The following is a 26,393-nucleotide window of genomic DNA, read 5'->3' on the forward strand; positions in this document are numbered from 1 at the left end:
TCAAGCCAAAAATAAAAACCATTAAATATCAATGCATTAAATTTAAACACTTGATAAGCAAGTCAAAATGACACACCATTAAAAACATCAATAAAACACATTCAGGTCAAATTGACATGACGTTCAAAAAATCCCTTCTTGATGTTGCACTTGCACTTACCAAAGCAAGCAGTGTTGATCATAATTTCAGCTACTTGTTGAGTTGCATTAATGATTGGCTTGAATGTGATGCAGTTGCCTTATTATTGAAACAAGGCGATGTGTTAAAGCCCGTAGCCCTACATGGATTGTCGGACGATACGTTAGGAAGACGCTTTAAAATAGCGGAGCATCCGCGCTTATTTGAAATATGCCGTGGCAGTGAACCGCTAAAATTTGCCAAAGATTGTGGCCTACCCGATCCCTACGATGGTTTATTACAAAGCCAGCATGGAGACTTTCCTGTTCATGCCTGCATGGGTGTGCCGCTGCAGAGCAGCAAAGACAACACTGAATTACTCGGTGTTTTAACCTTTGATAGTTTAGATGAACATGCCTTTGACGCTTTAACAGTGAACGAGCTCAATCAACTAAAACAGCTAGCAGCAGGCTATGTTGAGCATGCCCTAACCTTGCAGCATCTTATGCAACACGCACAGCACAGTCATCAAGTTGCACAACAGCTTAATCTTGAAGCGCTAACACGAGAAGGTGTCGAAATTATTGGCAATAGCCAAGCAATGCAGACCCTTAAAAATGATATCCAGCTCGTAGCTGCCTCAGAATTTAGCGTATTGATACAAGGCGACACAGGCGTCGGTAAAGAGCTGGTTGCACGCAATATCCATTTAAACTCAAAACGCCGTGATATGCCGTTGATCCACTTAAACTGCGCATCATTACCAGAGAACTTAGCCGAAAGTGAATTTTTTGGTCATAGTAAAGGCGCGTTTACTGGCGCACATACTGCGCGCCAGGGTAAGTTTCAACTTGCCGATGGCGGCACGCTATTTCTAGATGAAATCGGCGAGCTTCCGCTTGCGATGCAAAGTAAGTTATTGCGCGTTTTACAAAGTGGTGAAGTACAAACGGTGGGAGAAGACCAAAGCCGTTATGTCGATGTTAGAGTGATTGCAGCAACCAACCGAAACTTAAAACAAGAAGTCGCTGCAGGACGCTTTCGTGCAGACCTTTATCACCGATTAAGCGTCTACCCATTGCATGTTGCACCATTAAAAGAGCGCGACAACGATGTTATTTTACTGGCAGGCTTTTTTGTTGAACAAACGTCTAAAAAACTAGGGATTAAACAACTTAAGCTAAGTAGCGATACACAATTACTGCTGCGCCAATATAATTGGCCGGGCAATGTGAGAGAGCTTGAACATGTGATCAGCCGCGCAGCACTCAAAGCCAAGCAACAGCAATGGCAACAAAGCATTGTTACTATTGAGCCTGAGCATTGTGATATTGCTAAAACAGCGGTTGCAACACCAAGTCCAATTGCTGTTAACGAACAAAAAACCGCTCGCTTATCGCTGAAAGAGGCAACCGATGCGTTTAGCTATCAGTTGATTATGCAACAGCTTGAGTTAAATAACCTCAACTGGGCAGCCACAGCACGCAGCTTAAGCGTTGATAGAGCCAACCTTGTGCGCCTAGCCAAACGGCTAGGCATTAGCGTTAAAAAGTCTGTTTAAGCTTTTAACGCTTTAAAATACGCTTTTAAAAGCTGACTAAATGCTTGTACTTTGGCTGTGCGATGCACCAAGTGATGTGTCACCAGCCAAAGGTCTGTTGGCCAGTTTAGCTCTTTAGGAAGCACTGGAAGCAGATCAGGGTATTGGCTTGCCACTTCATGCTGTAGACCACCAATTCCTAAGCCTCTGACAATCGCCCGTGTTGCTTCTGATGTTTCAGACACCCGCAACTTAATTTGCGCCGGCTCAATGTGCTGATCTACCCATGCAAAATAAGGGACTTTACCGTTATAGCCAGCCACCCCAGATACAAAACTATGCTGCTGCAACTGCTGAAGGTTTTTTGGCATACCATACTTTTCAATATAGCTCTTAGAAGCATAAAATCCTGATGAAAGCTCAGCTAAATGCTGGGCAATATAGTCACCTTCGTCAGGGCGAGGGCCCGCTCGCACAGCAATATGCGCTTGACCGTGATCAAGGCGTAAACGGTTTTGATCAAGAATAACTTCGAGTTGCACTTGCGGGTGCAGACTTTGAAACTGCTCACACACATCGCTCAGCACATCAATAAAACCACTGACCGTAGTTAATAATAAACTGCCTCGCAATTGGCTATCTGCAGCAACAATATCGTTATGAAGCTTTTCAAGTTCAGCGTTAATCGATTTTGCAGTGGCAAACAACTTAGCGCCAATTTCTGTCACTGTATAACCCCGAGCATGACGGTGAAATAACCGCGCATCAAGGTTATCTTCTAAATTGTTGATTCTTCTAAGCACTGTGCTGTGATGAACACCTAACGATTCGGCAGCAGCGGTTAACGTGCCGAGCCTTGCCACCTCATAAGCGACTTTTACATCTTGCCAATCATCAAATTGAATCGCCATAACGGCTCCTAGTGTGCATATACGCACATAAGTTTTGCGTTTATTTGGCTTTTCTGCAAGCTGTTTTTTGCTAAAGTGAGCATATCAACAGTGAAGCTTAAAAAAGGAAGCCATCATGACAGCACCAAAAATTATTGCCCTAGCAGGCAGCCTACGTAAAGACAGCTTTAATCAAAAACTGATTAATGAAGCTGCACGCTTCGCCCTCGAAAGTGGTGCTGAAGTAGAAGTGATTAAATTAAGTGATTTAGACTTACCTTTATTTGATGAAGATATTGAAGCGCAAGGTACACCTACTGGCGCACAATTATTAAAAGATAAGCTTCGCGCAGCTGATGGCATTTTATTAGCAAGCCCAGAATATAATGGCTCAATTACAGCACCACTTAAAAACGCAATCGATTGGGCATCTCGAACAGAGCAAGGTGCAGTACCTGCATTTCGCAATAAAGTTACAGCACTTTATGCAGCTTCGCCGGGTGGCTTAGGTGGCTTACGTGGTTTAAATCACGTACGTGATATTTTATCGGGTATTGGTAGTTTAGTGCTTGCCGATCAACTCGCAGTGGCTGCTATCCACACTAAATTAGATGAGCAAGGCCGCATCAGCGATGCTGATACAGCCGAAAAAGTTGCTAGCCTTGCCCAGCAACTTGTCAGCGTAGCGAGCAAATTAAATAAGTAATATAAGGGCGTGTTGACCTTTTATGATTAATTTTGCAGCAGTGTGTTTGGTATTTAGGCAAGGCAGAGCCTATGTAGTGTGGTTGTTCCACATAAATAGGCGATAACGCAGTATCAATGCCAAACACGCGCTGCCCTTCGGGTTCTTCCTAGGGACGATTAACTCTTTGTTGCTCGATTTTTACTTAGCCCACTAGGTTACAAATCTCGCGCCGCGATAAAATCGCCCCTAGAGTGAACAAATTTTAATCCACAAAGGTCAACACGTCCTAGCTTAGCTTTGTCGCTGCTAGCTTAGCAGCGATAAAGTCTTCATGGGTTACATACAGTAAGCTTGCGACGCGGCGAATAACCATTTCCTCATGCTTATCTAAATTGCCATCTGCGTAGGCTAATCGCCACAACAGTTCGATGATATCAATACGTTGCTCGGCGCTGCACTGAGCATTAATTTGCTTAGAAAACTGAAAGTAATCAATAGCATCATCTAAGCTTTGTGAAGCACCATCAATAAGCTCTTCAACAGCTTCATCCGTTAAAGAAAAATATTTTTTTAAGGTCTCATTCAGGGTCTGTTGCTCATCATCCTGTAATTCATCATCGGCACGCATAACCTCAATTAACAGCGCAGCAACAGCAGTTTTGAGATCATGCTCACTGATACTAGATTGCGACTCACTCATAGTTGAAAAAAGTTGTTTTATTTTGTTGAGCATCACATTTGTCCCCTATGGGTGTTAGACTACGTATAAGACATTACGTTACCTTAGTTTGACTATGGATGCTAATTCAGGTTCAACATCATTATGAAACAAGGTTTTAATCACATGGAGTTAAGTGTTTATGAGTGAAGTGAGAAGTACACCAGCACTATTAATTAGCGCCTTTTTAATGTTAGTGGTTTGCAGTAATGCGCACGCAGCAAAAGACGAAACAGAAAAGCTCTACGATTTCGACGAAAAGGTGCACTACTATCAAACCAAACTAGCAGATGGCCGCTATCATCTAGAAATTCAATCGGATGATTACGCACACTTCAAAAACCAAAGCGTTTTTTTATTACGTCACGCAAGTCGGCTCTGTAAAGATGAACCGTTTATGTTAAGGGTGACTGATGGGGTGCAGGAGTATGAACGTTTTCCAACTAAACCACGTGCCTACCAGCCACCTTTAACGGTTGTTTTGCAATGTGAAGACGAAGCTAAATAGTACTAGTCTTCATATCCCCATGGTGCGCTTGGCGGCGTAATAGGTTTAGTTAAATCAAAATCAACGCGAAACTCACGTCCTTCACGTACTAAGCGATACGTAAATTGCTTTGGATAAATATACATTTGCCACGTGTTACCCATTGATTGGGGAATACCTTGGCTTGCAAACAATTCTTTTGAATATTGATCAGCCGGGAATGACTGCGCATTAGCAAAACCCGCATCAAGGGTATGACCACCATACATGGTTGATTTGTCATCGCTGCCATCTTCATGGCGATGATCATGCTTTAAACTAAGTCCACTGCCCGTTTTTGTGATGATCCAAGTACGAGATGCATCATCACCCACATGAAATGGCACTTGTAACTCACGCTCGTTACAACGACGTACATGCATTACTAACTTTTTGCCCGCAAACGAGCTAGGGCCTGCAGCGTTATCAACGCTCACTTTACCTTCGTAAGCTTTACCGCAATGGGCCGCAATGTTATCAAAAAAGCCGTCATGGCTTGGAATTGACACTAACGGCGCAGGTCGTGCAGCCGCTACTGATGATGCTGCTACGAGTATCGATGCCACTAAGTATTTCATGGTGTGCTCCTTTATTTGAATTATAATGTCGCTAGCCTAGCCTGCCCCTAAGCAGAAAGGAAATAAATTAGCTAAACAACCTAAAACCATCTGGTGAGCACGCTCATATAGCGCCAACAAGTTGCAATATAAAACAACTACTAAAAATGAGTGCGCTCATACAAAACAACCAAACCATTAATTCTTAAAAGATTTAGATACATGAGTATCATTTGCAGAAATAACACAGACAATTTAAACAGCTGAGTTATTTTATTTTGACTACAAGACTAATAAAGAGTGCCAATCACCAAAAGCAAAGCTTCTATCAATCATAACCTTACATAGTTATTGGCTAAAATGTTCCCAAAAATAAAAACGCGGCTCTCGCCGCGTTTAAGTTCCACATGTAAAACCTACTTATTGCCAAGGACGCTCAGCTTTAAGTTGCTGCTCAAAGGCATCAATTTGGCTGTTAAGTGTTTCAGTCACACCGATAAAGTCTAAGCCGCTTAATAAGCGCTCTTTAATATCATGGCGAATATCAAAGTGAATAGTGTCAAACTTATCGCTACGAAGTTGTTGGTTTTCTAAATCAACTTCAATATGAATATCATCATGCTGTTCACTCAGCACAAATAATTGCTCAAGTGTTTCTGCTGGTAATGCGATAGCAAGCATTTGGTTATTGCCGCAGTTATTAAAGAAAATATCGGCAAAGCTTTCCGCTAAGATCACTTCAAAACCATATTGCTTTAATGCCCATGGCGCGTGCTCACGCGATGAACCACAACCAAAATTGTCGCGAGTTAAAAGAATTTGCGCACCTTGGTAACAAGGACGGTTCAAAATAAACTCAGGATTTGGCTCGCCGTTATCTAAATAACGCCAATCGTAAAAAAGCGCCGCATCAAAGCCATCACGGCTGGTCGACGTTAAAAACTGCTTTGGAATTATTTGGTCAGTATCAACATTGTTTTTATCTAACGGGGCCATTAAGCCACTAAAAAATACGCTCATTAGGCTTCTCCTCTGATATCAACAAAACGACCATGAATAGCCGCTGCCGCAGCCATTGCTGGGCTCACTAAGTGCGTGCGTCCACCGCGACCTTGGCGACCTTCAAAGTTACGATTTGAAGTAGATGCACAGCGTTTACCAGCTTCTAATCTGTCATCATTCATTGCTAAGCACATTGAACAACCCGGCTCACGCCATTCAAAACCAGCCGCTTTGAAGATATCAGCAAGGCCTTCGTCTTCGGCTTGTTTTTTAACAAGGCCAGAACCTGGAACAATCAGAGCTTCAACACCCGCTGCAACTTGCTTGCCTTCTACAATCTGCGCGGCAGCACGTAAATCTTCAATACGGCTATTTGTACATGAGCCAATAAATACGGTATCAACAGTCGCTGAAGATAATTTATCACCCGCTTTTAAGCCCATATATTTTAGTGCGCTACGAATTGCATCAGCTTTGATTAGATCTGGTTCTTGCTCAGGATCAGGAATGCATTCATCTACGCCAATCACTTGCTCAGGGCTGGTACCCCAAGTAATTTGCGGTTGAATGTCAGCAGCCTCCAATTCAACAACATGATCAAACTCTGCGCCTTCATCAGTTTTTAGAGTTTGCCAATAGGCAACGGCACTATCAAAGTCAGCACCTTGTGGTGCAAATGGGCGACCTTTTAAATAATCATAAGTTGTTTGATCTGGTGCGATTAAACCCGCTTTTGCGCCCATTTCAATACTCATATTACAAAGCGTCATACGCGCTTCCATAGACAGCGCTTCGATCCCTTCGCCACAAAACTCAGCAACATAGCCAGTACCACCCGCAGTGCCTAATTTACCAATCACCGCCATGATTAAATCTTTAGCAGTAACGGTTGGGCGCAGGCGACCATTAATTTGAATTTTTAACGACTTGGCTTTTTTCTGCTGTAGCGTTTGAGTGGCTAGAACATGCTCAACTTCTGAAGTACCAATACCGTGCGCTAGTGCGCCAAATGCACCATGGGTAGAGGTATGGCTGTCACCACACACTATGGTTGTGCCCGGCAAAGTAATGCCCTGCTCAGGCCCCATTACATGCACAATACCTTGATTAATCGAATTTAAATCATAAAGTTGAATACCAAACTCTTTACAGTTTGCATCCAGTGCCATTAATTGATTTTTCGACACTTCACTCGCAGCATCTAATGAGCGGCTTTTTGTTGAAACGTTATGGTCCATGGTCGCAAAGGTTTTTTCTGGGCAACGTACTTTGCGGTTTTTCTCACGTAAACCAGCAAAGGCTTGCGGCGATGTAACTTCATGAACTAGGTGACGGTCGATATAAAGCAAATCGGTTTGATCATTAATGCTGGCGACTACATGAGCTTGCCAGATTTTATCGTATAAGGTTTGGGCCACTTGCTATTCCCTCATTTTAGTTACGCTGAGTGACGAGCTCAGCGCAAACAATTTTTAATTAAATACGTGCCACAATTGCCGCAGCAACATCACTGGTGGTATACCCTGCATTTGGGTAGATATCTGGCGTACCCACACCGGCTTCAACTGCTTCTGCTACCGCTTTTTCAATGGTACGAGCCGCTTCATCTTGCCCTAGTGAGTAGCGCAGCATAAGCGCAGCACTTAAAATTTGTGCGATAGGGTTTGCTACCCCTTTACCTGCGATATCAGGTGCTGAGCCACCAGCTGGCTCATATAAACCAAAGCCAGACTGATTCAAACTTGCTGATGGTAATAAGCCCATAGAACCTGTGATCATCGCGCACTCATCAGACAAAATGTCACCAAATAAGTTATCGCAAAGTAGTACATCAAACTGGCTTGGCTGTTTTACTAATTGCATCGCCGCGTTATCAACATATATGTAGTCAAGGCTCACTTCTGGGTAGTCTTTACTCACTTCAGTGACCACTTCACGCCAAAGTACACTTGACGCTAACACATTCGCTTTATCAACCGAAGTAACGTGATTGCTACGCAGCTTAGCGGCTTCAAATGCAAAGCGGGCGATGCGCTCAATTTCTTTACGTGAGTATGTTTGGGTATCGAAAGCGGCTTCTTGCTCCCCTTCGCCACTGCGGCCTTTTTCACCGAAATAAATACCACCGGTTAACTCGCGCACACATAAGATATCAAAGCCTTGTGCGCTGATATCTGCACGCAGCGGTGATGCAGCACTTAGTGCTGGTAATAATTGTGCTGGGCGTAAATTACAGAACAAACCAAAATGCTTACGAAGTGGCAACAACGAAGCTCGTTCAGGTTGCTCGTTCGGTGGTAAGTTTTCCCACTTAGGACCACCTACCGAGCCAAATAAAATCGCATCGGCATTTTCACAAGCACTAAGAGTGCTTTGCGGCAGTGCCTGACCAAACTCATCAATGGCAGCACCACCAATCGCGTGGTGATGACGAGTCAAAGTAAAACCAAACTTTTCGCTTACAGCATCCAAGACGGTTTCTGCTGCTGCCATAACTTCTGGACCAATCCCGTCGCCTGCTAATACTGCGATACTGTAATTCGATTGACTCATCCTGCTTTCCTCTGTTGTTTTAAATCAGACACTTTTTGTGCACGATAAATTAAGTTATAAACGCGGATCATGGCGCGTACTGACGCTTCAACCACATCCGCTGCAATGCCCGCGCCGTGATAAGGGCGACCATCGTATTTAGCGATAATATTCACTTGCCCCAGTGAGCTGGCACCTTGGCCTGTTGCTTCTAGGTTGTATTCAATCATTTCGACCGACATACCCGTTAAGCGCTCAATTGCTAAGAATGATGCTTCAACAGGACCATTACCCGTTGCGGCCTCTTGCTTAGACTCGCCATCAATTGTCATGCCGATTGTTGAGCTCGCCACTGATTGCGAGTTAGACGTCGAGTTAACAAACTCAAGTTGGTACTTCTCGTCTTTATCTTTGATTTGATTAAAGTAAATCATCGCTTCTAAGTCGTAGTCATACACAGTGCCTTTTTGGTCTGCTAATGCTAAGAAACTTTCATACAAGCTATCCATATCATAATCAGATTTTTGATAGCCTAACTCTTCTAAACGATGCTCAATAACATGACGACCTGAACGCGAGGTCATGTTTAATTGGTTATTTGGTACACCGACACTTTCTGGCGACATAATTTCGTAAGTGTTTTGCGCTTTTAATACGCCGTCTTGGTGGATCCCTGAGCTATGTGCAAAGGCATTTTCACCAACAATTGCTTTGTTTGGCTGCACTGGCATATTACAAATCTTCGCGACTTGGCGCGAAGCACGGTATATTTCTTCACTGCGAATATCAGTATGCACTTTTAAGTGGTCTTCACGCATCTTCATGATCATCGCCACTTCTTCAAGCGAGCAGTTACCTGCACGCTCACCAATACCATTAATAGTACATTCGATTTGGCGAGCACCGGCTTGTACCGCAGCAATTGAGTTAGCAACCGCTAAGCCTAAATCGTTATGGCAATGCACACTTAAACGCGCCTTGTCGATATTTGGCACATTGTTCATTAAGTGATGGATCATCGCAGCGTATTCGTCTGGCGTTACATAACCTACGGTGTCAGGTAAGTTGATAGTTGATGCACCCGCATCAATAGCACTTTCAACGATACGGCATAAATCCCAATGCGGTGTGCGGCCAGCATCTTCACAAGAAAATTCAACGTCATCCGTGTAGTTACGCGCAAGTTTAATCGACTTAACAGCCATCGCTGTTGCATCGTCTAAGCTCATACGTAATTTGTGTTCAAGGTGTAATGGGCTGGTTGCGATAAAAGTGTGGATACGGCCTTGCTCTGCCGGGCGAAGTGCTTCACCACAGGCTTCTATGTCTTTTGCTACAGCGCGAGCTAAGCCACAAATAATTGGCCCTTTCACTTCAGTCGCAATTCGCTGTACTGAGCGAAAATCCGCCGGGCTTGATACCGGAAAACCTACTTCCATTACATCCACATTTAAGCGGCTAATGGTATGCGCAAGTTGAATTTTGTCGTCTTCGGTTAGGCTTGCTTTTAATGCTTGCTCACCATCACGTAACGTTGTGTCAAAAATCCAAACCTTATCTTTCATAAAACTGTCCTCGTTCCCAATGACCCATTAGCGAGATAAAAAAAACCCCGCGTTTGCGGGGTTTTTTAATGTTCTACAAATGCAAATACACTAAGCCCCGCTCACTGATTTAAGCAGTAAGAGGTTTAGTTTTAATGTAATTAAACGAATCATTTGCATTGTATTTATCTAAATGTGTGTTCAGTGAGCTGTATTTTTAACATTCAAAAAACCAGCTTGCAAGCATAATTTTTTCAAAAATCACATTTTTATTTACACAAAACAGAAAAAACAAACCTAAAGAATCATTGAAAATGAATATAATATCCAAAACTAATGAGAACGGCGTTTAAATATTCGTTCAGCAATCACTGTATTGTTTAGATTAACTTTTAAGATTGATGGTTATCACGTACATACAAAGTTGCACCGCGGGCAATATAACGTAATTGCCAGATCAGTCGCTCTACTAATTCTTCACGTTGCTGGCCTTCGATATCTAACGCTTCAGCACCTGCATTAAAAACGAGCGTAACCATGGCTTCTGCTTGAATATAAGCATGAGTCGCATCGCAAGGAGTTTCGCTTTCAAGATAATGGGCAAGCTCTAAAATAAAGTGTTTAATTTCGCGTGCTACTGCAGCACGAAATGCTTTTGAAGTGCCAGAGCGCTCACGTAATAACAGCCTAAATTGGTTACTTGAATTATCTATAAACTCCATAAAAGTCACTATGGAAGTACTTATAACGCTGCCACCACTGGCGATTCGGCGACGAGCTTGACGCATTAGTTGACGTAACGTTAATCCGGCTTCATCAACCATGGTTAAACCAAGTTCATTCATATCTTTAAAGTGGCGATAAAAAGAGGTTGGCGCTATCCCTGCTTCACGGGCAACTTCACGTAAGCTTAGGTTTGAAAAACTATGATCTGCACTTAGTTGATTAAATGCAGCTTCAATTAGTGCTTGTCGTGTTTTTTGTTTCTGTTGTGCCCTAACACCCGACATGGAAACTCCCAGCGTGAACTTTTAATGATTTTCGGTTAATGAGACAGTCTAATACTTGACGCGAAGAGTTTGAAATACTATTTTAGCGTACAGTTGTACGCCGAGATTAATTTAGATGAAAAAACCACCTATTATTTGGACTAACGTCCTCTTTTTTAGCCTGACATTTTTAGCCGCGATCACTCTTGTACCTTGGTATGGTCTGACTTACGGTTTTACCAGTACACACTGGATCGCATTTGTTGGCTGTATGTTTTATGCAGGACTATCGATTACTGCAGGTTATCACCGCTTATGGGCGCACAAAGCATATGATGTTCACCCAGTTATTGAAGTGATTTTTGCCTTTGGTGGCGCATTTGCACTACAAAACAGTGCGTTGCACTGGAGTAGCGATCACCGTATTCACCATGGTCAAGTTGATGATCCAATCAAAGACCCTTACGCTGCAACAAATGGCTTTTGGTATAGCCACATTGGTTGGATGCTGCGCGATTATCAAGGTGAAGAATACAGTAACTACAACAACTGCCGTGACTTACAAAAAAATAAAGTAGTAATGTGGCAACATCGTCATTATATGAAATTAGTTATTGCGACTAATTTTGGTATTCCTTTATTGCTAGGTTTAATGCTTGGCGATGTATGGGGAATGTTATTACTAGCCGGTTTACTGCGTTTAGTATTAAGTCAACACTTTACTTTTTTCATTAACTCAGTTGCGCATATTTGGGGTTCTCGCCCTTACACCGAAAAAAACACGGCACGTGATAATGGCTTTTTAGCATTATTCACCTACGGTGAAGGCTACCATAACTTCCACCATATTTTTGCTAGTGACTATCGCAATGGTATTAAGTGGTATCACTATGATCCTACGAAGTGGATGATCCGCTCATTAGCAGCGCTAGGCCTGGCTTCAAAACTAAAACGCACCCCTGTGGAACGTATTGAAAAAGCCAAAGCCGAAACCTTAATGAATAAAACCCAAGTTCGCCTTGCAAAATTGCCTTTAGCGCAAGATAAGCTTACATTACTACAATCTGAATATGATTTATTGCTGAAGAAGTTGCAGCATTTCTGTGCTTTGCAAAAACGCGTGTTAGACATCAAGAAAAGCAAAATGATGAAACAATGCGAAAAATCAGCATTAATGACACAATATCACGAGCTTGAAGCCGCTTGGGAAAACCAAAAGCAGGCTTGGCTTGCACTAAATGCGAGGTTGTTAAAAGCCTCTTTTAGTTAACATAGGAGCGGCTGTGGCCAAACAACAAGTAAAGCAAAAAGATACTCCATCTTATCAATATGATGCGATCATCATAGGCACAGGTCCTGGCGGTGAAGGTACTGCCATGAACCTGTCTAAAAGTAACAAGAAAGTGGCTGTTATTGAGCGTCAAGAAGCGGTCGGTGGCGGCTGTGTGCACTGGGGTACTATCCCGTCTAAAGCATTACGTCATTCAGTAAGCCGTTACATTGAATATAAAGCAAACCCGCTATTTAATATCAGCGAGCGTCCTAACCGCTTAACTTTCCCTGATATTTTGCACCATGCAAGTAACGTCATCTCAAAGCAATCTAATTTACGTAGCAGCTTTTATGAGCGTAATCGCATTCATATGTATCAAGGCGATGCTGAGTTTATTGATAAACACACCATTAAGGTGACTCACTTAGACGGTTCATTTGAAACTATCACTGCACAAACAATCGTTATTGCTACTGGCTCGCGCCCTTACCGTCCACCTGGTGTAGACTTTGCCCACCCACGCATTTACGACAGTGATACAATTTTAGGCCTTGAGCATGACCCTCATCGCGTACTAATTTATGGTGCAGGTGTAATTGGTTGTGAGTACGCCTCTATCTTTAAAGGTTTAGGTGCAAAAGTTGATCTAGTGAATACCCGCGACCGCCTGCTTGCCTTTATGGATGCGGAAATCTCAGATGCTCTGAGCTATCACTTTTGGAATAGCGGCATTGTTATTCGTCATAACGAAGAGTTTGATAGAGTAGAAACCCGTGATGATTGTGTGGTGATGCACTTAAAATCAGGCAAGCGAGTAAAAGCTGACTGTATTTTATTTGCTAATGGTCGTACTGGTAATACAGATACGTTAAACCTTGAAGCCGTGGGCCTAAAAGCGGATGGTCGTGGCCAGCTTAGAGTAAATGAAACATACCAAACAGAAGTCGATAATATTTATGCTGTAGGTGATGTAATTGGTTACCCAAGCCTTGCAAGTGCAGCATTTGACCAAGGCCGTATTGCTGCCGATGCGATTGCATGTGGTAATTGCGATGAGAAGCTGATCATTGATATTCCAGCGGGTATTTATACAATTCCTGAAATGAGCTCAGTAGGTAAAACAGAGCAAGAGCTAACTGCAGCGAAAATCCCTTACGAGGTAGGCCGTGCTCAATTTAAGCATTTAGCGCGTGCGCAAATAGCTGGTACCGAGGTAGGTAGCTTAAAGATTCTATTCCATGTTGATACCAAAGAAGTTCTTGGTGTGCATTGCTTCGGTGAGCGTGCCTCTGAAATCGTTCATATCGGGCAAGCAATTATGGAACAAAAGAACGGCGGCAATAACATTGATTACTTTGTAAATACCACGTTCAACTACCCGACCATGGCCGAAGCCTATCGCGTAGCCGCATTAAATGGTTTAAATCGTTTGTTTAAATAAATAAAAAAGCCCGCTTAATGCGGGCTTTTTTACGATTAGCTGTTGCTTATTTGTGGTATTTACCGCTGAACTCATGAACGGCGTTAATAAATACACCTGCGTTTTCTGGATCAACATCTGGTGTAATACCATGACCTAGATTAAATACATGGCCAGAGCCTGTACCAAAGTCTTCTAGGATAGTGGCAACTTCTTGGCGAATACGCTCAGGCGTGCCATGCAGCATTGCTGGGTCCATATTGCCTTGCAGCGCTACTTTATCGCCAACACGACGTTTTGCATCACCGATGTTAATAGTCCAGTCCAGACCTACTGCATCACAGCCTGTTGCTGCAATTGCTTCAATCCACTGACCACCATTTTTAGTAAATAACGTCACTGGCACTTTACGACCATCGTGTTCGCGAATTAAGCCTTCAACAATCTTGTGCATGTACTGTAATGAAAACTCATTGTAGTCACGTGGGCTTAATACACCGCCCCATGAGTCAAATACCATTAACGATTGCGCGCCCGCTTTAACTTGCGCGTTTAAATAGTCAATGACTGAGTCAGCTAATTTATCAAGTAGTAAGTGCAGTGTTTGTGGCTCAGCAAAGGCCATTTTTTTGATTTTACCGAATGTTTTGCTACTACCACCTTCAACCATATAAGTGGCAAGTGTCCAAGGTGAACCAGAGAAACCAATTAGCGGTACTTCACCTTTTAATTCGCGACGAATCGTACTTACCGCATTCATCACATAACCAAGCTCATCAGTTGGATCGATATTTGGGATTTTTTTAACATCTGCTAATGAAGAAATCGGACGTTCAAATTTCGGACCTTCACCTGTTTCAAAGTAAAGACCTAAGCCCATAGCATCAGGAATAGTTAAAATATCACTGAATAGAATAGCAGCATCAAGCGGATAACGACGTAATGGCTGTAACGTTACTTCACAAGCAAGTTCAGCATTTTTACATAAACTCATAAAGTCGCCTGCTTGGGCACGTGTAGCGCGGTACTCAGGTAAATAACGGCCAGCTTGGCGCATCATCCATACCGGTGTGACATCAACAGGTTGCTTTTGTAGTGCACGTAAATAACGATCGTTTTTTAATTCGCTCATGCGTATAGAATCCTAGAACTGAATGAAATTGTGCAGATTGTACCACCATATTACACGTCTCACTATGGATAGATAATCATGGCTAGATATAGATCATGTTTTTTAGGTCAGCCTAAGCCTATAGTGCGTTTTTTGAGCGAAAATAAAATAATTTTAAAACTTTTCATTAATAAATTTGCAACATACCAAAAAGCTTGGTATAACTTATCCCGCGTTAACAATAACAACAATAAAAATCTTATAACAAGAAGAACAATAATCTTCCCATAACAATAAGAACGCTTGTTTTAACAAGTCATAGAAAAAGAATTAAACCACCTTTATAGGTGGTTTTTTCTTTTTAGAATCAGCAAATTACCCCCTTCTCCCATTAGATAAGTAATGCAAAATTAACACTAGTAGTTTTGATTTATTTCCCATACACTGCTGTTAGAGCATAAAAGCTAGCCTCAGGTGTCGTTGCGTTGCAATTTCATTGTAAAAAATTACGTGCTTAGGATGGCTTTTACAATCTGTTGCAATTAGACACTAAGAATTTAGTTGATCTTTGTGTCATATTTCCTTTTTATATATACAAAGGAAAACCTACTCAGCGAGGAGATGAAATATGCTGACGCGTTTGGAAAAAGCTCAACAAAAATGGGGTGGCAGTCACTCTGTAATAGACAAATGGCTAACAGAGCGCCAAGAATTATTGGTGTTATTCTGTCGTATTGCTGGCTTTTCACCGTACGAGAAGAAAGATCACGCCCTACCGGATCAACTGCAAATTCAGAATTTTTGTCAAATTCTAATGGATTATCTTTCTGCTGGTCACTTTGAAATATATGACGACATCGCAAAAGCCTGCAAAGAGAAAGGCCCTGAAAGCCAAAACCTAGCAAATGCTCTTTACCCGCGTATTTCAGAAACAACTGACGTCGCTCTCGACTTTAATGATAAATATGCTGAAGTTGACAAAGATGACTTACTTGATGAGTTTGATAAAGACTTGTCTACATTAGGTGAGGCACTTGAGTTACGCTTTGAATTAGAAGATGAGTTAATCGATAACCTTTATTCGAATCATACAAGCTAATTTGCGATGACAGCAGAGAAGCATTTCTCTGCTGAAAGTACTAGTAATTTGCACCCAACCATAAATACCTTGCGCCATATAAGTCTAAAAACGGCTTGATTGGTGGTAAAACTTCATCCTCCAAAAGAATCAACTATTCCATTTCGTAACAAAAATTTGAAATAATTCTTTCAATGCGATACTCATATTATAAAAACATGAGGTTCGCTATGAACAAACGGTCATTTTTAAAGTCACTTTCAATCCTTGCCGCTGGCGCAAGTCTAACATCCGCTCCCTTAATGGCTGCTCAGAATAGCAGTACCCAAACATTAATTAAGCCAAAAGCTCTTCCTAAAGGCGGCACAATTGGCATATGTAGCCCCTCTGCCGCCACTGCTGCGCACGCTGATATTTTATTAGCACAAGGCGTTATAGAGGCACTGGGTTACAAAGCTAAGCTTGCACCAAACATTTTGGCAAGACGAGGGCATTTAGCAGGCACTGATGCGATGCGAGCCGGTGATTTAAACAGTTTATTTAGTGATAACGATGTTGATGCTATTTTGTGTTTACGCGGCGGCTCAGGGGCTGCCCGTATTTTACCTTTACTCGACTACGCAATGATCCGTAACAACCCAAAACCTCTAATGGGCTATTCGGATATTACAGCATTGCATAACGCGTTACTCTCTAAAGCAGGGCTGATCAGCTTTCATGGTCCCAATGCATCGAGTGATTGGAATCCGTTTCATGTAGCGCAATTTAAAGACATGTTCGAAGCCCGTAAACTAATGCATTTTCAAAATTTGCCGAAAGCCGATGATGAGCTCGTTAACACACAATACCTGACCCAAACAATTACTTCAGGAAAGGCTACAGGACAGTTAATTGGAGGTAATTTAACGGTACTGACCGCACTTGCGGGATCAAGCTATTTACCCGATTTTGACGGCGCAATTTTATTTTTAGAAGATATCGACGAAGCACCCTATCGAATTGACAGAATGATGAGCACACTAAAACTTATGGGCGCACTTGATAAGATTGCAGGCTTTGTATTTGGCGATTGTAATGACTGTAGGCCAGGTCGTGGTTATGGTTCATTAACCCTAGATGATATTTTTGCAGACTATATTAAACCGCTGGGGATTCCTGCTTATCGTGGGGCTATGATTGGCCATATTAAGCGCCAATTTATCTTGCCTGTTGGCACTTTGGTTGAGCTTGATGCAGATGGTGGCACATTAAAAATGACAGAAGCGGCATTTAGTTAATACCAATTCGCGCATAAAAAAAGGGCCATTCGGCCCTTTTTTATTGAGTTAAATATTACTCAGCTGGTACTGCTTTTTCATCGCTTTGGATTTCAAGTAATTCTACTTCGAAAACAAGCGTTGAGTTAGCTGGGATCTTACCAAGATCACGCTCACCGTATGCAAGTTCAGATGGAATAGTGAACTTGTACTTAGAGCCAACTGGCATTAATTGTAAACCTTCAGTCCAACCTGGGATCACACGGTTAAGTGGGAACGTAGTTGGTTCATTACGTGAGTAAGAGCTATCGAACTCAGTGCCGTCTAGTAAAGTACCTTTGTAGTGTACTTTAACAACGTCAGTTGCTACTGGCTTTTCACCTTCACCTTGTGTGATCACTTCGTACTGTAGGCCAGACTCAGTTACTGTAACGCCTTCTTTCTTCGCGTTTTCAGCTAAGAATTTTTCGCCTTCAGCTTTGCTCTTTTCAGCTTCTACTTTCGCTTTTTCTTGTTGTTTAGTGCGAATGCTTTGATCAAGCGCAGTTAACACTTCACGAATTTTTTCATCATCAAGCTTAGCATTACCAGCAAGTGCGTCTTCAAAGCCGCGCTTAAGTAGCGCTTCATCAAGCTCAACACCTAATTCTTTCTTTTCTGCTAGGTCTTGGTTTAAGAAGTTACCAACAGATGCACCAATACCGTATGCTTGTTGTTGTGCTTCAGTCTCTAGTTTAACCTCAGCTTGCTGCTCTTTTTTTGCTTCCTGATTACAAGCTGTAAGCGCTAAAACTGACGCTGCAATCAATGACAATTTAATCGTCTTTCTCATTTTATATCTCCGACACACTTTGCAGTTGTCAATTATTGTATTATTACTAGTTAAAGAGTTACGACCTACGTGGTAGGCTGCTTGTCTAATAACTAAACGTCATGCAAATGCATAAGCTAGTGATTAGACTAACAACCTAGGCCTTCCATGAGACCTAGTCTAACCTCTCAATCACTAAGAGTTAAGGGGAAATACCCGTAATATGTCGATATTTCGTACTTTTTTGTATCTACTGAGCCTTGGCTTGGTTGTTGCTTGCTCAGAACAACATGAGCAATCTACAGCACGCTACGAGCATGCTGCACAAGGAGCATTTGCCTCTGCACTTTCGCACGATGGTAAATACAGCTTAATCTCATCAATACACCATGGGGTCGCGCTGTGGGATAATCAACAGCACGTATTAAAATACCAATGGTTCCAACAGCAAAACCAAGATAGCCTTGTTCATACCGTGGCAATTTCCTATGACAACAGTCATGCTGTTACCGCAGAAAAATCAACCTTTGCTGTATGGGACATCGCCACAGGTGAAAACTCAGGTTATTACAAAATACACGCCTCAACAATCAGAGATATCGCAATTAGTAATCAAGGCCAGAGTGTTTTATATGGTCGCGCCGATGGTGTTGTTGTATACCTGAACTTAGAGACCGGACGTCGTATAGAGTTCCTTGGTCACCAAGAAAAAGTAAATGTTGTTGATTTATCCCCTAACGGCCATTTCGCCATTAGTGGTTCTAATGACTATGTGGCCTACTTTTGGGATACCCGTACAGGGCAAGTCATTCACCGCTTTAATCACCCGACTCGCGTCACGCAAGTTGCCCTTGACCCACAAGGTCGTTATGCATTTACAGCAGACAGTATGAAGCAAGCAAATGTATGGCAACTGACTACAGGTGATCTTGTTAGCAAACTGCAGTATATTGCGCGTCAGAAAATTTTTACCGCCGCTCGCTTTAATGATGAAGGCAGTTTAATTGCAACTGGGTCACCAAATAGACTCGTCGAATTATGGCAGCTAAACTCAGGTAAGAAGTTACAAACGTGGCAGGTCATTCCTCGTGAGGGAAGTCGCCCAAAATCGGCCGTGGTGTTAGATGTTGCGTTTACTGATAACAGCCAAGCGTTATTAACCGAAAGCTCCAGCGGATTTGCTGAAAGTTTTAATTTAAGAGAATCGAATGAACACAATTGAAAATCGTCTAATGGAACTTGAAGCGAAAGTCGCTTTTCAAGATGAAACAATTGAAATATTGAATGATGAGCTTAAAGCACACCAACAGCAGCTGGCAAAAATGAAACGCCAGACTGAGTTGCTGGCAGAAAAAATCAAAGAAGCACAACAGCCTTCATTGATGTCGCAGATGCAAGAGCCGCCTCCGCCACACTATTAATGTGAGGGTTACAAGCCGGGTGTTATTCGCCCGGCTTAAATACACCTATTACTTGCTCAAACTGGCGGGTTGACGCTTGCACCGCTTTCTCTGGTTGCGTCATTTTATGGCCACACTGTACGCATTCTACTTTTTCAACATCGTGCTCTTTGTATAGCATCATAGTATCCATAGCTTTACACTCAGGGCATGATGCACCGGCGATAAAGCGTTTCTTTTGTCTCATAAATGATCTCCCGTGGCATGTAGGCGGCTATTTTAGCCTAATAATTCTCTGTTTGATACGATTGCGAAGCCTAATGTGATCCGTGTTATGATAAGCAAAATTTAATCTATGCAGTGCAAGTAAACTTTCATGATCCAAATTTCAGACATCGAGCTACTACGAGGTGGCAACGCCTTATTAAAAGGTGCCTCTGCAACCTTATTCCCAGAACATAAGGTTGGCCTTGTGGGCGCTAATGGTTGTGGTAAATCAACCTTGTTCGCGCTATTAAAGTCTGAGTTACAGCTTGATGCTGGTGAATGCCAAATACCAAAAGATTGGTCAATAGCCTCTGTTAAACAAGAAACACCAGCCCTTGAAATAAGCGCCATAGATTACGTATTACAAGGTCACCCTGAGTACTACACATTAAGAATCGCACTCCGTGAAGCCGAGCAAAATAACGATGGTGATGCGCAAGCAAAAGCACATATTGGTCTAGAACATATTCAAGGCTACAGCATTGAAGCAAAAGCGGGTGAACTATTACACGGTTTAGGTTTTAGTAATGAGCAAATAGACAACCCGGTGAGTGCCTTTTCAGGTGGTTGGCGTATGCGTTTAAACTTAGCACAAGCACTTATTCGTGATGCTGATTTATTACTGCTGGATGAGCCAACCAACCACTTAGATCTTGATGCTGTTTATTGGCTAGAACGATTCTTACGTGCCTACACAGGCACCCTAGTACTGATTTCTCATGACCGCGAATTCTTAGATGCCGTCGTTGACCAAATTTGGCACATAGACGCACAAAAAATAAATGTTTATAAAGGCAATTACTCGCAATTCGAACGCCAAAAAGCAGAGCGTTTATTACAACAGCAAGCCATGTTCGAAAAGCAGCAAGAACAAATTGCTCATCTAGAAAAGTTTATTACGCGTTTTAAAGCAAAAGCCAGTAAGGCTAAGCAGGCACAAAGCCGAGTAAAAGCCTTAGAACGCATGGAAAAGTTGGCCCCCGCCCATGCTGATTCACCCTTTGATTTTGAGTTTGCTGAGCCTACAGCTCTGCCAAATCCATTAATGACGCTCGACCAAGCTAAAGCTGGCTACGGCGATACCACTATTTTGCATAGCATTAAGCTAAACCTAGTTCCGGGTAGCCGTATTGCGCTGCTTGGCCGAAATGGTGCAGGTAAATCAACATTAATCAAATTATTAGCTGGCGAATTACAACCACAAGCTGGAGAAGTATTTCAGCATCAGGGCTTAAACATTGGTTACTTTGCGCAGCATCAGCTGGAGTCACTCGATCTAAAAGCTAGCGCAGTAACACATTTACAACGCTTAAATCCGCAGGCAACAGAGCAGTCATTACGCGACTTTTTAGGTGGTTTTGCATTCTTTGGCGATAAAGCGCTTGAGCCAGTTGCACCGTTTTCTGGCGGTGAAAAGGCCCGCTTAGTGTTAGCCATGTTAGTGTATCAAAAGCCAAATCTACTGTTACTCGATGAGCCAACTAACCACCTAGATTTAGAAATGCGCCATGCCCTAGTAATGGCGCTACAAGGTTTTGAAGGTGCAATGGTTACTGTATCGCATGACCGTCACATGTTAAAAAATACCGCTGATGAGTATTACCTCGTTGATAACGGCGAAGTAACGCAATTTGGTTATGACCTTGATGCCTATTACCAGTGGCTACTCAACGCCAACAAAGAAGCAGCTAAAAGCAACGAAGACAACGCCCCTAAAGCCCATTCAAGCGTTAACCGCAAAGAGCAAAAACGCTTAGAAGCCGAATTCAGAAAATCAGTGCAGCCGTTGAAAAAGCAAATCGACAAGCTTGAAAAGCAACTTGATAAGTACTCAACAGAGCTTGGGGAAATCGAAAGCGCGCTTGCCGATAATGACTTATACAGTGATGAGAATAAAACCAAGCTAACCGAGCTACTCGCTAAGCAAGCAAGCTTAACTCCAAAGCTTAATGACGTTGAAGAAGAGCTGCTCATGGCACTTGAAGAGCTTGAAGAAAAAGAGCAGGCCTTTGCCGATGAAACCGCTTAATAGCGAGGAGTTTTGGCAGTTTGCATGCCATCTTTATAGCGAAGATGGCATGCAAGCAAAGCTATTAGGCTATCAAAACCAGCAAGGTAAAAATGTTAACCTTTGCCTGCTGCTCTATTATCTTGATTCTTTAGAGCTGGCTGTAACACTCTCTCAACTGAGTGAACTTGAGTCGTGCATTGCCGAGTTTGATCAACAGGCTTTAAAGCCCCTACGAGCCACACGCGCCTACCTTAAAACCATTCAAACTGAGATTTCAGACTACCCCACCATTCGAAAAGAGCTACTTAGCGCAGAATTAAAACTCGAAAAACAACAGCAACAATTACTAATAGACACAGCGAATACCATGATATTCACTCAGCACACAAATACTAAAAATATAAGGCTTTATCTTGGTAGCGAGCTAGCGAGTTAGCTGGGGTAAAGTTTAAAGAGTCGAGGTCATACCTATTTGTAAGGACGATTCTAATTCGGCACTTCTGTTTATGTTGGGTTTCGCTGCGCTCAAACCAACCTACCCTAATAAACTTGATCCAAATCAACTATTAAATCGCCTTATTTCACATCAGGAAAAATGCTTGATCTGGATCATGTCAGGGTATGCAAAGCCAGCCTATGATTAACCCATAGACATTAGGAGGCACAACCATGAACGTATTCTTTAGAGATTTTTTTAGCGACCCAGTTTTATTTATGTCATTCGGCATATTGGCAGTTGTTATCGTTTTATGCCTTTTCTATGTTGGTTACTTTATTAAAAAAGTTCACGACGCAGAAGTTCCTAAGTAAGAATTAAGCACGACGCACAAAGCCCCTATCCAATTTATTGTTTAGGGGCTTTTTATTTTCAGCAGATAAGCAAAATCTGCTAAAGTGTTCTAAAAATGCAAAAACTTGCTACAATAGCGGCCTGTATTGTCTTTAAAGTGTTAGCTATGTTACCTGAGTTTAAGCCTGCGTGGTGGATGCGCAATCGCCATTTACAAACCATAATGCCGCGCTTCTTTCGCCCTTTTCATAATACTCGCTACGACTTATCAACAATTAACACGCCTGATGGTGACTTTTTAGAACTGGCATGGGCAACGCCTCAAAACGAACACGCTCCTTTAGCCATTGTATTGCATGGCCTTGAGGGCAATATTAATAGTTTTTATGCCAAAGGCATGATGAAAAAACTCAAGCAGCAAGGCTTTGCTGTGGTGTTAATGCATTTTCGAAACTGCTCACGCGAAGCAAACCGTTTAGCTCGCGCTTATCATAGTGGTGAGACCGAAGATTTACGCTTTTTTATCAACTATCTGAAAAGTAAATTTCCTAAGCGTCCTTTATTCGCTGTCGGCTTTTCACTGGGCGGTAATGTACTGGCAAAGTATTTAGGTGAGCAAGGTAGTAAATCAAATTTAAATGGCGCTGCGGTTGTATCTGCACCATTTGATTTGTCATCCTCTTGCCAAGTGATCCGCAAAAGCTTAGGTAAAATTTATCAAAAGTATTTGCTCGATCGTATGAAAAAATCAATGCATAGAAAGCTGCCACAAATCGAACAGCAAATTAGCCTAACACCAGAAAAGCTGATGGCAATTGATGATTTATGGCAATTCGACAACATGCTGACTGCACCTCTGCATGGCTTTGCCGGTGCTGAAGATTATTATCAGCAAGCAAGTGCCAAACCGTTTTTAAAAGCGATTGCAACGCCTACACTCATTGTACACGCCAAAGATGACCCAATGCTGTCAATTAAAGCTGTACCAAATAGCACTGATGTAAGCGAATATGTTACGCTGCGTATCTCCGAAAAAGGTGGCCATGTTGGTTTTATTAGTGGCAATAACCCGTTTAAACCTATTTACTGGCTTGAGCGTGTTGTACCTGACTATTTTCAACAGTTAGTAACAAAAGAGCAGTTATGATCATTCCACACGAACGCCTCGATAAAGAAACCCTTTACAATTTAATCGAAAGCTATGTATTGCGTGAAGGCACTGATTACGGTGAACAAGAGTTCAGCATTGAAAGTAAGGTAGCCCAAGTTCAGCAGCAATTAAAATCGGGAGAAGCCATGGTGTTCTTTTCTGAGTTACATGAGTCTGTGACAATTATTTCAAAAGCAGAGTTCATCGCCCTACAAGCTGATCCCGAGTACCAAGCGTCATTCAACGACTAAACTTGTAACTTTTATCGCAACCCTTCACAATGGCTTTTTAACTTAAAGAGCCATTAAAATGAAAAAACTAAGCTCCTTATTTGCCGCTGTTTCGCTTGCCTTAATTGGGCAAGCCCATGCCGAGGAAGTAACAGCCTCAGCAAAAGCTATCAAGCTTACTAAAGAGACTATTTTAATTGATACCCATATCGACGTTCCGTACCGCATTCATGATAAATGGGCAGATGTTACTAAAGCGACTAGCGATGGCGATTTTGATTATCCTCGAGCCGTAAAAGGTGGCTTAAATGCGCCTTTTATGTCGATTTATATTCCTGCAAATCTTGAATTTGAAGGCAAAGGTAAGAGCTACCAGCTTGCAAATCAGTTAATCGACAGTATGGAAGCCGTTGTACAGCGTGCACCAGAAAAGTTTGCAATTGCCGACTCAACAGACGATGTAAAAGCACAATTTCAGCAAGGCAAAATGTCTATTGCAATGGGTATGGAAAACGGCTCACCGATTGAAGGCGAGATTAAAAACCTTAAGCATTTTTATGACCGTGGCATTCGTTACATCACGCTAGCTCATTCTCAAAGCAACCATATTTCTGACTCTTCATATGACCTTCGCCGTAAATGGAAAGGCCTTAGTCCATTTGGTAAAGAGCTAGTTAAAGAAATGAACAATATTGGCATGCTTGTCGACGTTTCGCATATTTCTGATGACGCGTTTTATCAAGTAATGGAAATCTCAAAAGTACCTGTGATTGCTTCGCACTCATCACTGCGTAAATATACACCGGGCTTTGAGCGTAATATGAATGACGACATGTTATTAGCCCTAAAAAAGAATGGCGGCGTTATTCAAATAAACTTTGGCTCAAGCTTTGTTACATCGCAAGCCGGCTCTTGGTATAACCAGCTCAAAGCAGCGAAAGCAGATAAGAAAAAAGAAGGCACTAAGCTAAGCAAAGATTTTGATGCAGCTTATCGCGCAAAAAATCCATTTCCATTTGCAAGCCTAGAACAAGTACTTGATCACATTGACCATGTAGTTGAACTAATTGGCATTGATTATGTTGGTATTGGTTCTGACTACGATGGCGTAGGGGATTCATTACCTGTAGGCCTAAAAGACGTATCGAGCTACCCGAACCTAGTACAAGGGCTTATGGATCGCGGTTACAGTGATGCAGATATTAAAAAGATTTTAAGTGGCAATATGCTTCGTGTTTGGAAGCAAGCTGAGCAATACGCAGCGAATCACTAATTCTTACCGCCAATAAGCACTTATTTTTATGTGCTTATTGGCGACTACAACTTCTACTTTATAGCTATTGGTATTTTTTATTGGAAAAGGTTAAATTACCTTTTTTAGGAAGGATTTAACTATGCTATTTAGTAAAGGAAACATATCACTTTGCTTAGCTGGAGCAGCTCTTGTAATCTCCTGCTACGGCACCTTTTTTCAAACCAAGCAGCCACAAATAAATCAGTTAGCGACCGACTCAGAGCAACAATACAACTTAGCCAGCAGTGATTTTGATGCTGTTGAGCATGATGATGGGCAAACCTTAGCAAGGTTGAATCAAAGTATTATTTCACTAAAAAAACAAGTTGCCGAGCTCAGGCAAGGTAGCGAATCGCACCAAACTATCACCCCAGATCTAAAAGAATCTGTACTCGCAATCCTCGCAGAGAAAGAGCAACAAGCGCTTGAAAAAGCCGAGCAGAATAACCCGATTTATGGTTTTTATAATAGCCTACCAGATGACTACGAATTGAGATTAAAATCGGAACCCGATTATGCTGACAGTCTAAACAAACAACTACGTGAGCAAATTATTGATCCATACCAGTCAGACAAAGACCGCCTCAAAGCCATGGCTCAATTACAAATGAATATGTTTATGCTTGGCAAGCAAACGCTGCCAGAATATGACTACGATATTGCTAATAGCATGCTAAATATCGCGGCCAATAGCCAAGATAATAAACTGCGCGTTCAAGCGATTGAGTTAGTTTCACAATCTCCTATTTTAGACTCAAGATTAACTCAACAATATACACAAATACTCGAACGCGATGACAACGAATATATACGCCGCTTAGCAGCACAAGGGATACTATCGCAATATTTCATAGCACGAAATGAGCAAGCTGATAATAGCCAACAACTGGCGCAGCAAATTTTAACTATTTATAGGCACCCTATAAACGAGAGTGTAAAAAGCATTATTGATGAAATGATTGGTGACCCGAATATGCTCGATGAGTTAAAGAAATCAGCAGGCGAATAAAGGCGGCAGATTAACCTTTCGCTCTATACAGCTTAAATCTTCCAGCTTTTCTACAGGCATTAAAAAAGGCCGCCTAGGGCGACCTTTTTATAAGCTGTGAAGCTCTATCTGTTGATATTACTCAACGATAGATGCAACAACACCAGCACCAACTGTACGGCCACCTTCACGGATAGCGAAGCGTAAACC

The 26,393-nt window shown here is 42.2% G+C and carries 27 protein-coding genes and 1 pseudogene; 16 read left to right on the plus strand and 12 right to left on the minus strand.

Annotation, left to right across the window (positions count from 1 at the left end; genetic code table 11):
- Positions 1 to 116 precede the first annotated feature (116 nt).
- Entirely contained in the window at positions 117 to 1,679 is a 1,563-nt protein-coding gene (gene norR / locus NH454_RS14530; protein WP_253039428.1) for a nitric oxide reductase transcriptional regulator NorR, read from the plus strand.
- Here norR and NH454_RS14535 read toward each other — a convergent pair.
- Positions 1,676 to 2,569 (minus strand): LysR family transcriptional regulator, encoded by an 894-nt coding sequence (locus tag NH454_RS14535; protein WP_138558513.1) that lies wholly within the window; start codon positions 2,567 to 2,569, stop codon positions 1,676 to 1,678. The two genes, norR and NH454_RS14535, sit on opposite strands and share 4 nt — an antisense overlap.
- Positions 2,570 to 2,684: 115 nt before the next feature.
- On the opposite strand from NH454_RS14535, the gene NH454_RS14540 reads away from it, so the two are divergent.
- Entirely contained in the window at positions 2,685 to 3,254 is a 570-nt protein-coding gene (locus NH454_RS14540; RefSeq protein ID WP_253039430.1) for an NAD(P)H-dependent oxidoreductase, read from the plus strand.
- A gap of 268 nt (positions 3,255 to 3,522) precedes the next feature.
- On the opposite strand, the gene NH454_RS14545 is transcribed toward NH454_RS14540, so the two are convergent.
- Entirely contained in the window at positions 3,523 to 3,969 is a 447-nt protein-coding gene (locus NH454_RS14545) for a TerB family tellurite resistance protein (protein ID WP_135922926.1), read from the minus strand.
- Positions 3,970 to 4,096: 127 nt separating this feature from the next.
- Between NH454_RS14545 and NH454_RS14550 the strand changes: the two genes are divergently transcribed.
- A complete protein-coding gene (locus tag NH454_RS14550) occupies positions 4,097 to 4,462 on the plus strand; it encodes a hypothetical protein (protein ID WP_135922927.1) in 366 nt (121 codons plus the stop codon).
- Between the two features lie 2 nt (positions 4,463 to 4,464).
- Here NH454_RS14550 and NH454_RS14555 read toward each other — a convergent pair whose 3' ends face one another.
- From NH454_RS14555 to fabR, 6 genes are all read right to left on the minus strand, one after another.
- On the minus strand, positions 4,465 to 5,058 hold the full coding sequence (locus tag NH454_RS14555; RefSeq protein WP_253039432.1) for a hypothetical protein: 594 nt from the start codon (positions 5,056 to 5,058) through the stop codon (positions 4,465 to 4,467).
- Between the two features lie 399 nt (positions 5,059 to 5,457).
- Entirely contained in the window at positions 5,458 to 6,057 is a 600-nt protein-coding gene (gene leuD, locus NH454_RS14560) for a 3-isopropylmalate dehydratase small subunit (RefSeq protein ID WP_135922929.1), read from the minus strand.
- Positions 6,057 to 7,457, minus strand: coding sequence for a 3-isopropylmalate dehydratase large subunit (gene leuC / locus NH454_RS14565; protein WP_063702498.1), 1,401 nt, complete (start codon positions 7,455 to 7,457; stop codon positions 6,057 to 6,059). The genes leuD and leuC overlap by 1 nt, the downstream gene beginning before the upstream one ends.
- A gap of 58 nt (positions 7,458 to 7,515) precedes the next feature.
- Positions 7,516 to 8,592 (minus strand): 3-isopropylmalate dehydrogenase, encoded by a 1,077-nt coding sequence (gene leuB / locus NH454_RS14570; RefSeq protein ID WP_062568366.1) that lies wholly within the window; start codon positions 8,590 to 8,592, stop codon positions 7,516 to 7,518.
- Complete coding sequence (gene leuA, locus NH454_RS14575; RefSeq protein WP_063702502.1) at positions 8,589 to 10,136, minus strand: 2-isopropylmalate synthase; 1,548 nt, start codon at positions 10,134 to 10,136, stop codon at positions 8,589 to 8,591. Before leuA ends, leuB begins: the two co-directional genes overlap by 4 nt.
- Positions 10,137 to 10,507: 371 nt before the next feature.
- Positions 10,508 to 11,125 carry an HTH-type transcriptional repressor FabR gene (gene fabR / locus NH454_RS14580; RefSeq protein ID WP_135922932.1) on the minus strand — a complete coding sequence of 206 codons (618 nt, stop codon included), beginning with the start codon at positions 11,123 to 11,125 and terminating at the stop codon, positions 10,508 to 10,510.
- Between the two features lie 115 nt (positions 11,126 to 11,240).
- Here fabR and NH454_RS14585 point away from each other — a divergent pair, with 115 nt between their 5' ends.
- Together NH454_RS14585 and sthA are read left to right on the plus strand one after the other, a co-directional pair.
- Positions 11,241 to 12,374 carry a fatty acid desaturase gene (locus NH454_RS14585; RefSeq protein ID WP_135922933.1) on the plus strand — a complete coding sequence of 378 codons (1,134 nt, stop codon included), beginning with the start codon at positions 11,241 to 11,243 and terminating at the stop codon, positions 12,372 to 12,374.
- A 13-nt stretch (positions 12,375 to 12,387) separates the two neighbouring features.
- Complete coding sequence (gene sthA / locus NH454_RS14590) at positions 12,388 to 13,818, plus strand: Si-specific NAD(P)(+) transhydrogenase (RefSeq protein WP_135922934.1); 1,431 nt, start codon at positions 12,388 to 12,390, stop codon at positions 13,816 to 13,818.
- A gap of 46 nt (positions 13,819 to 13,864) precedes the next feature.
- Here sthA and hemE read toward each other — a convergent pair whose 3' ends face one another.
- Positions 13,865 to 14,929, minus strand: coding sequence for a uroporphyrinogen decarboxylase (gene hemE / locus NH454_RS14595; RefSeq protein ID WP_253039434.1), 1,065 nt, complete (start codon positions 14,927 to 14,929; stop codon positions 13,865 to 13,867).
- A 607-nt stretch (positions 14,930 to 15,536) separates the two neighbouring features.
- Between hemE and rsd the strand changes: the two genes are divergently transcribed.
- A complete protein-coding gene (gene rsd / locus NH454_RS14600) occupies positions 15,537 to 16,007 on the plus strand; it encodes a sigma D regulator (protein ID WP_135922935.1) in 471 nt (156 codons plus the stop codon).
- A gap of 209 nt (positions 16,008 to 16,216) precedes the next feature.
- Entirely contained in the window at positions 16,217 to 17,263 is a 1,047-nt protein-coding gene (locus tag NH454_RS14605) for an LD-carboxypeptidase (RefSeq protein ID WP_235382600.1), read from the plus strand.
- 55 nt (positions 17,264 to 17,318) lie between these two features.
- Here NH454_RS14605 and fkpA read toward each other — a convergent pair whose 3' ends face one another.
- Positions 17,319 to 18,074, minus strand: a complete 756-nt coding sequence (gene fkpA / locus NH454_RS14610; RefSeq protein ID WP_135922937.1) for an FKBP-type peptidyl-prolyl cis-trans isomerase — start codon at positions 18,072 to 18,074, stop codon at positions 17,319 to 17,321.
- Positions 18,075 to 18,276: 202 nt separating this feature from the next.
- On the opposite strand from fkpA, the gene NH454_RS14615 reads away from it, so the two are divergent.
- Positions 18,277 to 19,275 (plus strand): hypothetical protein, encoded by a 999-nt coding sequence (locus tag NH454_RS14615; protein WP_135922938.1) that lies wholly within the window; start codon positions 18,277 to 18,279, stop codon positions 19,273 to 19,275.
- Positions 19,262 to 19,474: a SlyX family protein gene (locus NH454_RS14620; RefSeq protein ID WP_135922939.1), complete on the plus strand. Its 213-nt coding sequence runs from the start codon at positions 19,262 to 19,264 to the stop codon at positions 19,472 to 19,474. The genes NH454_RS14615 and NH454_RS14620 overlap by 14 nt, the downstream gene beginning before the upstream one ends.
- 22 nt (positions 19,475 to 19,496) lie before the next feature.
- Here the strand turns inward: NH454_RS14620 and NH454_RS14625 are convergent, their stop codons facing one another.
- Positions 19,497 to 19,700, minus strand: a complete 204-nt coding sequence (locus NH454_RS14625; protein ID WP_135922940.1) for a YheV family putative zinc ribbon protein — start codon at positions 19,698 to 19,700, stop codon at positions 19,497 to 19,499.
- 129 nt (positions 19,701 to 19,829) lie between these two features.
- Between NH454_RS14625 and NH454_RS14630 the strand changes: the two genes are divergently transcribed.
- The 7 genes from NH454_RS14630 to NH454_RS14660 all read left to right on the plus strand — a co-directional run bounded on the left by NH454_RS14630 (position 19,830) and on the right by NH454_RS14660 (position 26,204).
- Positions 19,830 to 21,749, plus strand: coding sequence for an ATP-binding cassette domain-containing protein (locus NH454_RS14630; protein WP_138558506.1), 1,920 nt, complete (start codon positions 19,830 to 19,832; stop codon positions 21,747 to 21,749).
- Positions 21,736 to 22,167: a TIGR02444 family protein gene (locus NH454_RS14635; RefSeq protein WP_138558505.1), complete on the plus strand. Its 432-nt coding sequence runs from the start codon at positions 21,736 to 21,738 to the stop codon at positions 22,165 to 22,167. Before NH454_RS14630 ends, NH454_RS14635 begins: the two co-directional genes overlap by 14 nt.
- Before the next feature lie 233 nt (positions 22,168 to 22,400).
- A complete protein-coding gene (locus NH454_RS14640) occupies positions 22,401 to 22,541 on the plus strand; it encodes a DUF3149 domain-containing protein (RefSeq protein ID WP_074989877.1) in 141 nt (46 codons plus the stop codon).
- A 146-nt stretch (positions 22,542 to 22,687) separates the two neighbouring features.
- Entirely contained in the window at positions 22,688 to 23,668 is a 981-nt protein-coding gene (locus tag NH454_RS14645; RefSeq protein WP_253039440.1) for a hydrolase, read from the plus strand.
- The gene (locus NH454_RS14650) at positions 23,665 to 23,922 is read left to right on the plus strand and encodes a YheU family protein (protein ID WP_135922943.1); all 258 of its coding nucleotides are present in this window, start codon (positions 23,665 to 23,667) and stop codon (positions 23,920 to 23,922) included. The genes NH454_RS14645 and NH454_RS14650 overlap by 4 nt, the downstream gene beginning before the upstream one ends.
- A 58-nt stretch (positions 23,923 to 23,980) precedes the next feature.
- On the plus strand, positions 23,981 to 25,174 hold the full coding sequence (locus NH454_RS14655) for a dipeptidase (protein WP_138558504.1): 1,194 nt from the start codon (positions 23,981 to 23,983) through the stop codon (positions 25,172 to 25,174).
- 121 nt (positions 25,175 to 25,295) lie between these two features.
- Positions 25,296 to 26,204 carry a hypothetical protein gene (locus NH454_RS14660; RefSeq protein WP_253039436.1) on the plus strand — a complete coding sequence of 303 codons (909 nt, stop codon included), beginning with the start codon at positions 25,296 to 25,298 and terminating at the stop codon, positions 26,202 to 26,204.
- 117 nt (positions 26,205 to 26,321) lie between these two features.
- Here the strand turns inward: NH454_RS14660 and NH454_RS14665 are convergent.
- A pseudogene (locus NH454_RS14665) lies at positions 26,322 to 26,393 on the minus strand (elongation factor Tu); the annotation flags it as partial.

Source organism: Pseudoalteromonas sp. Ps84H-4 (assembly GCF_024124645.1).
Taxonomy (GTDB): Bacteria; Pseudomonadota; Gammaproteobacteria; order Enterobacterales; family Alteromonadaceae; genus Pseudoalteromonas; species Pseudoalteromonas lipolytica_C.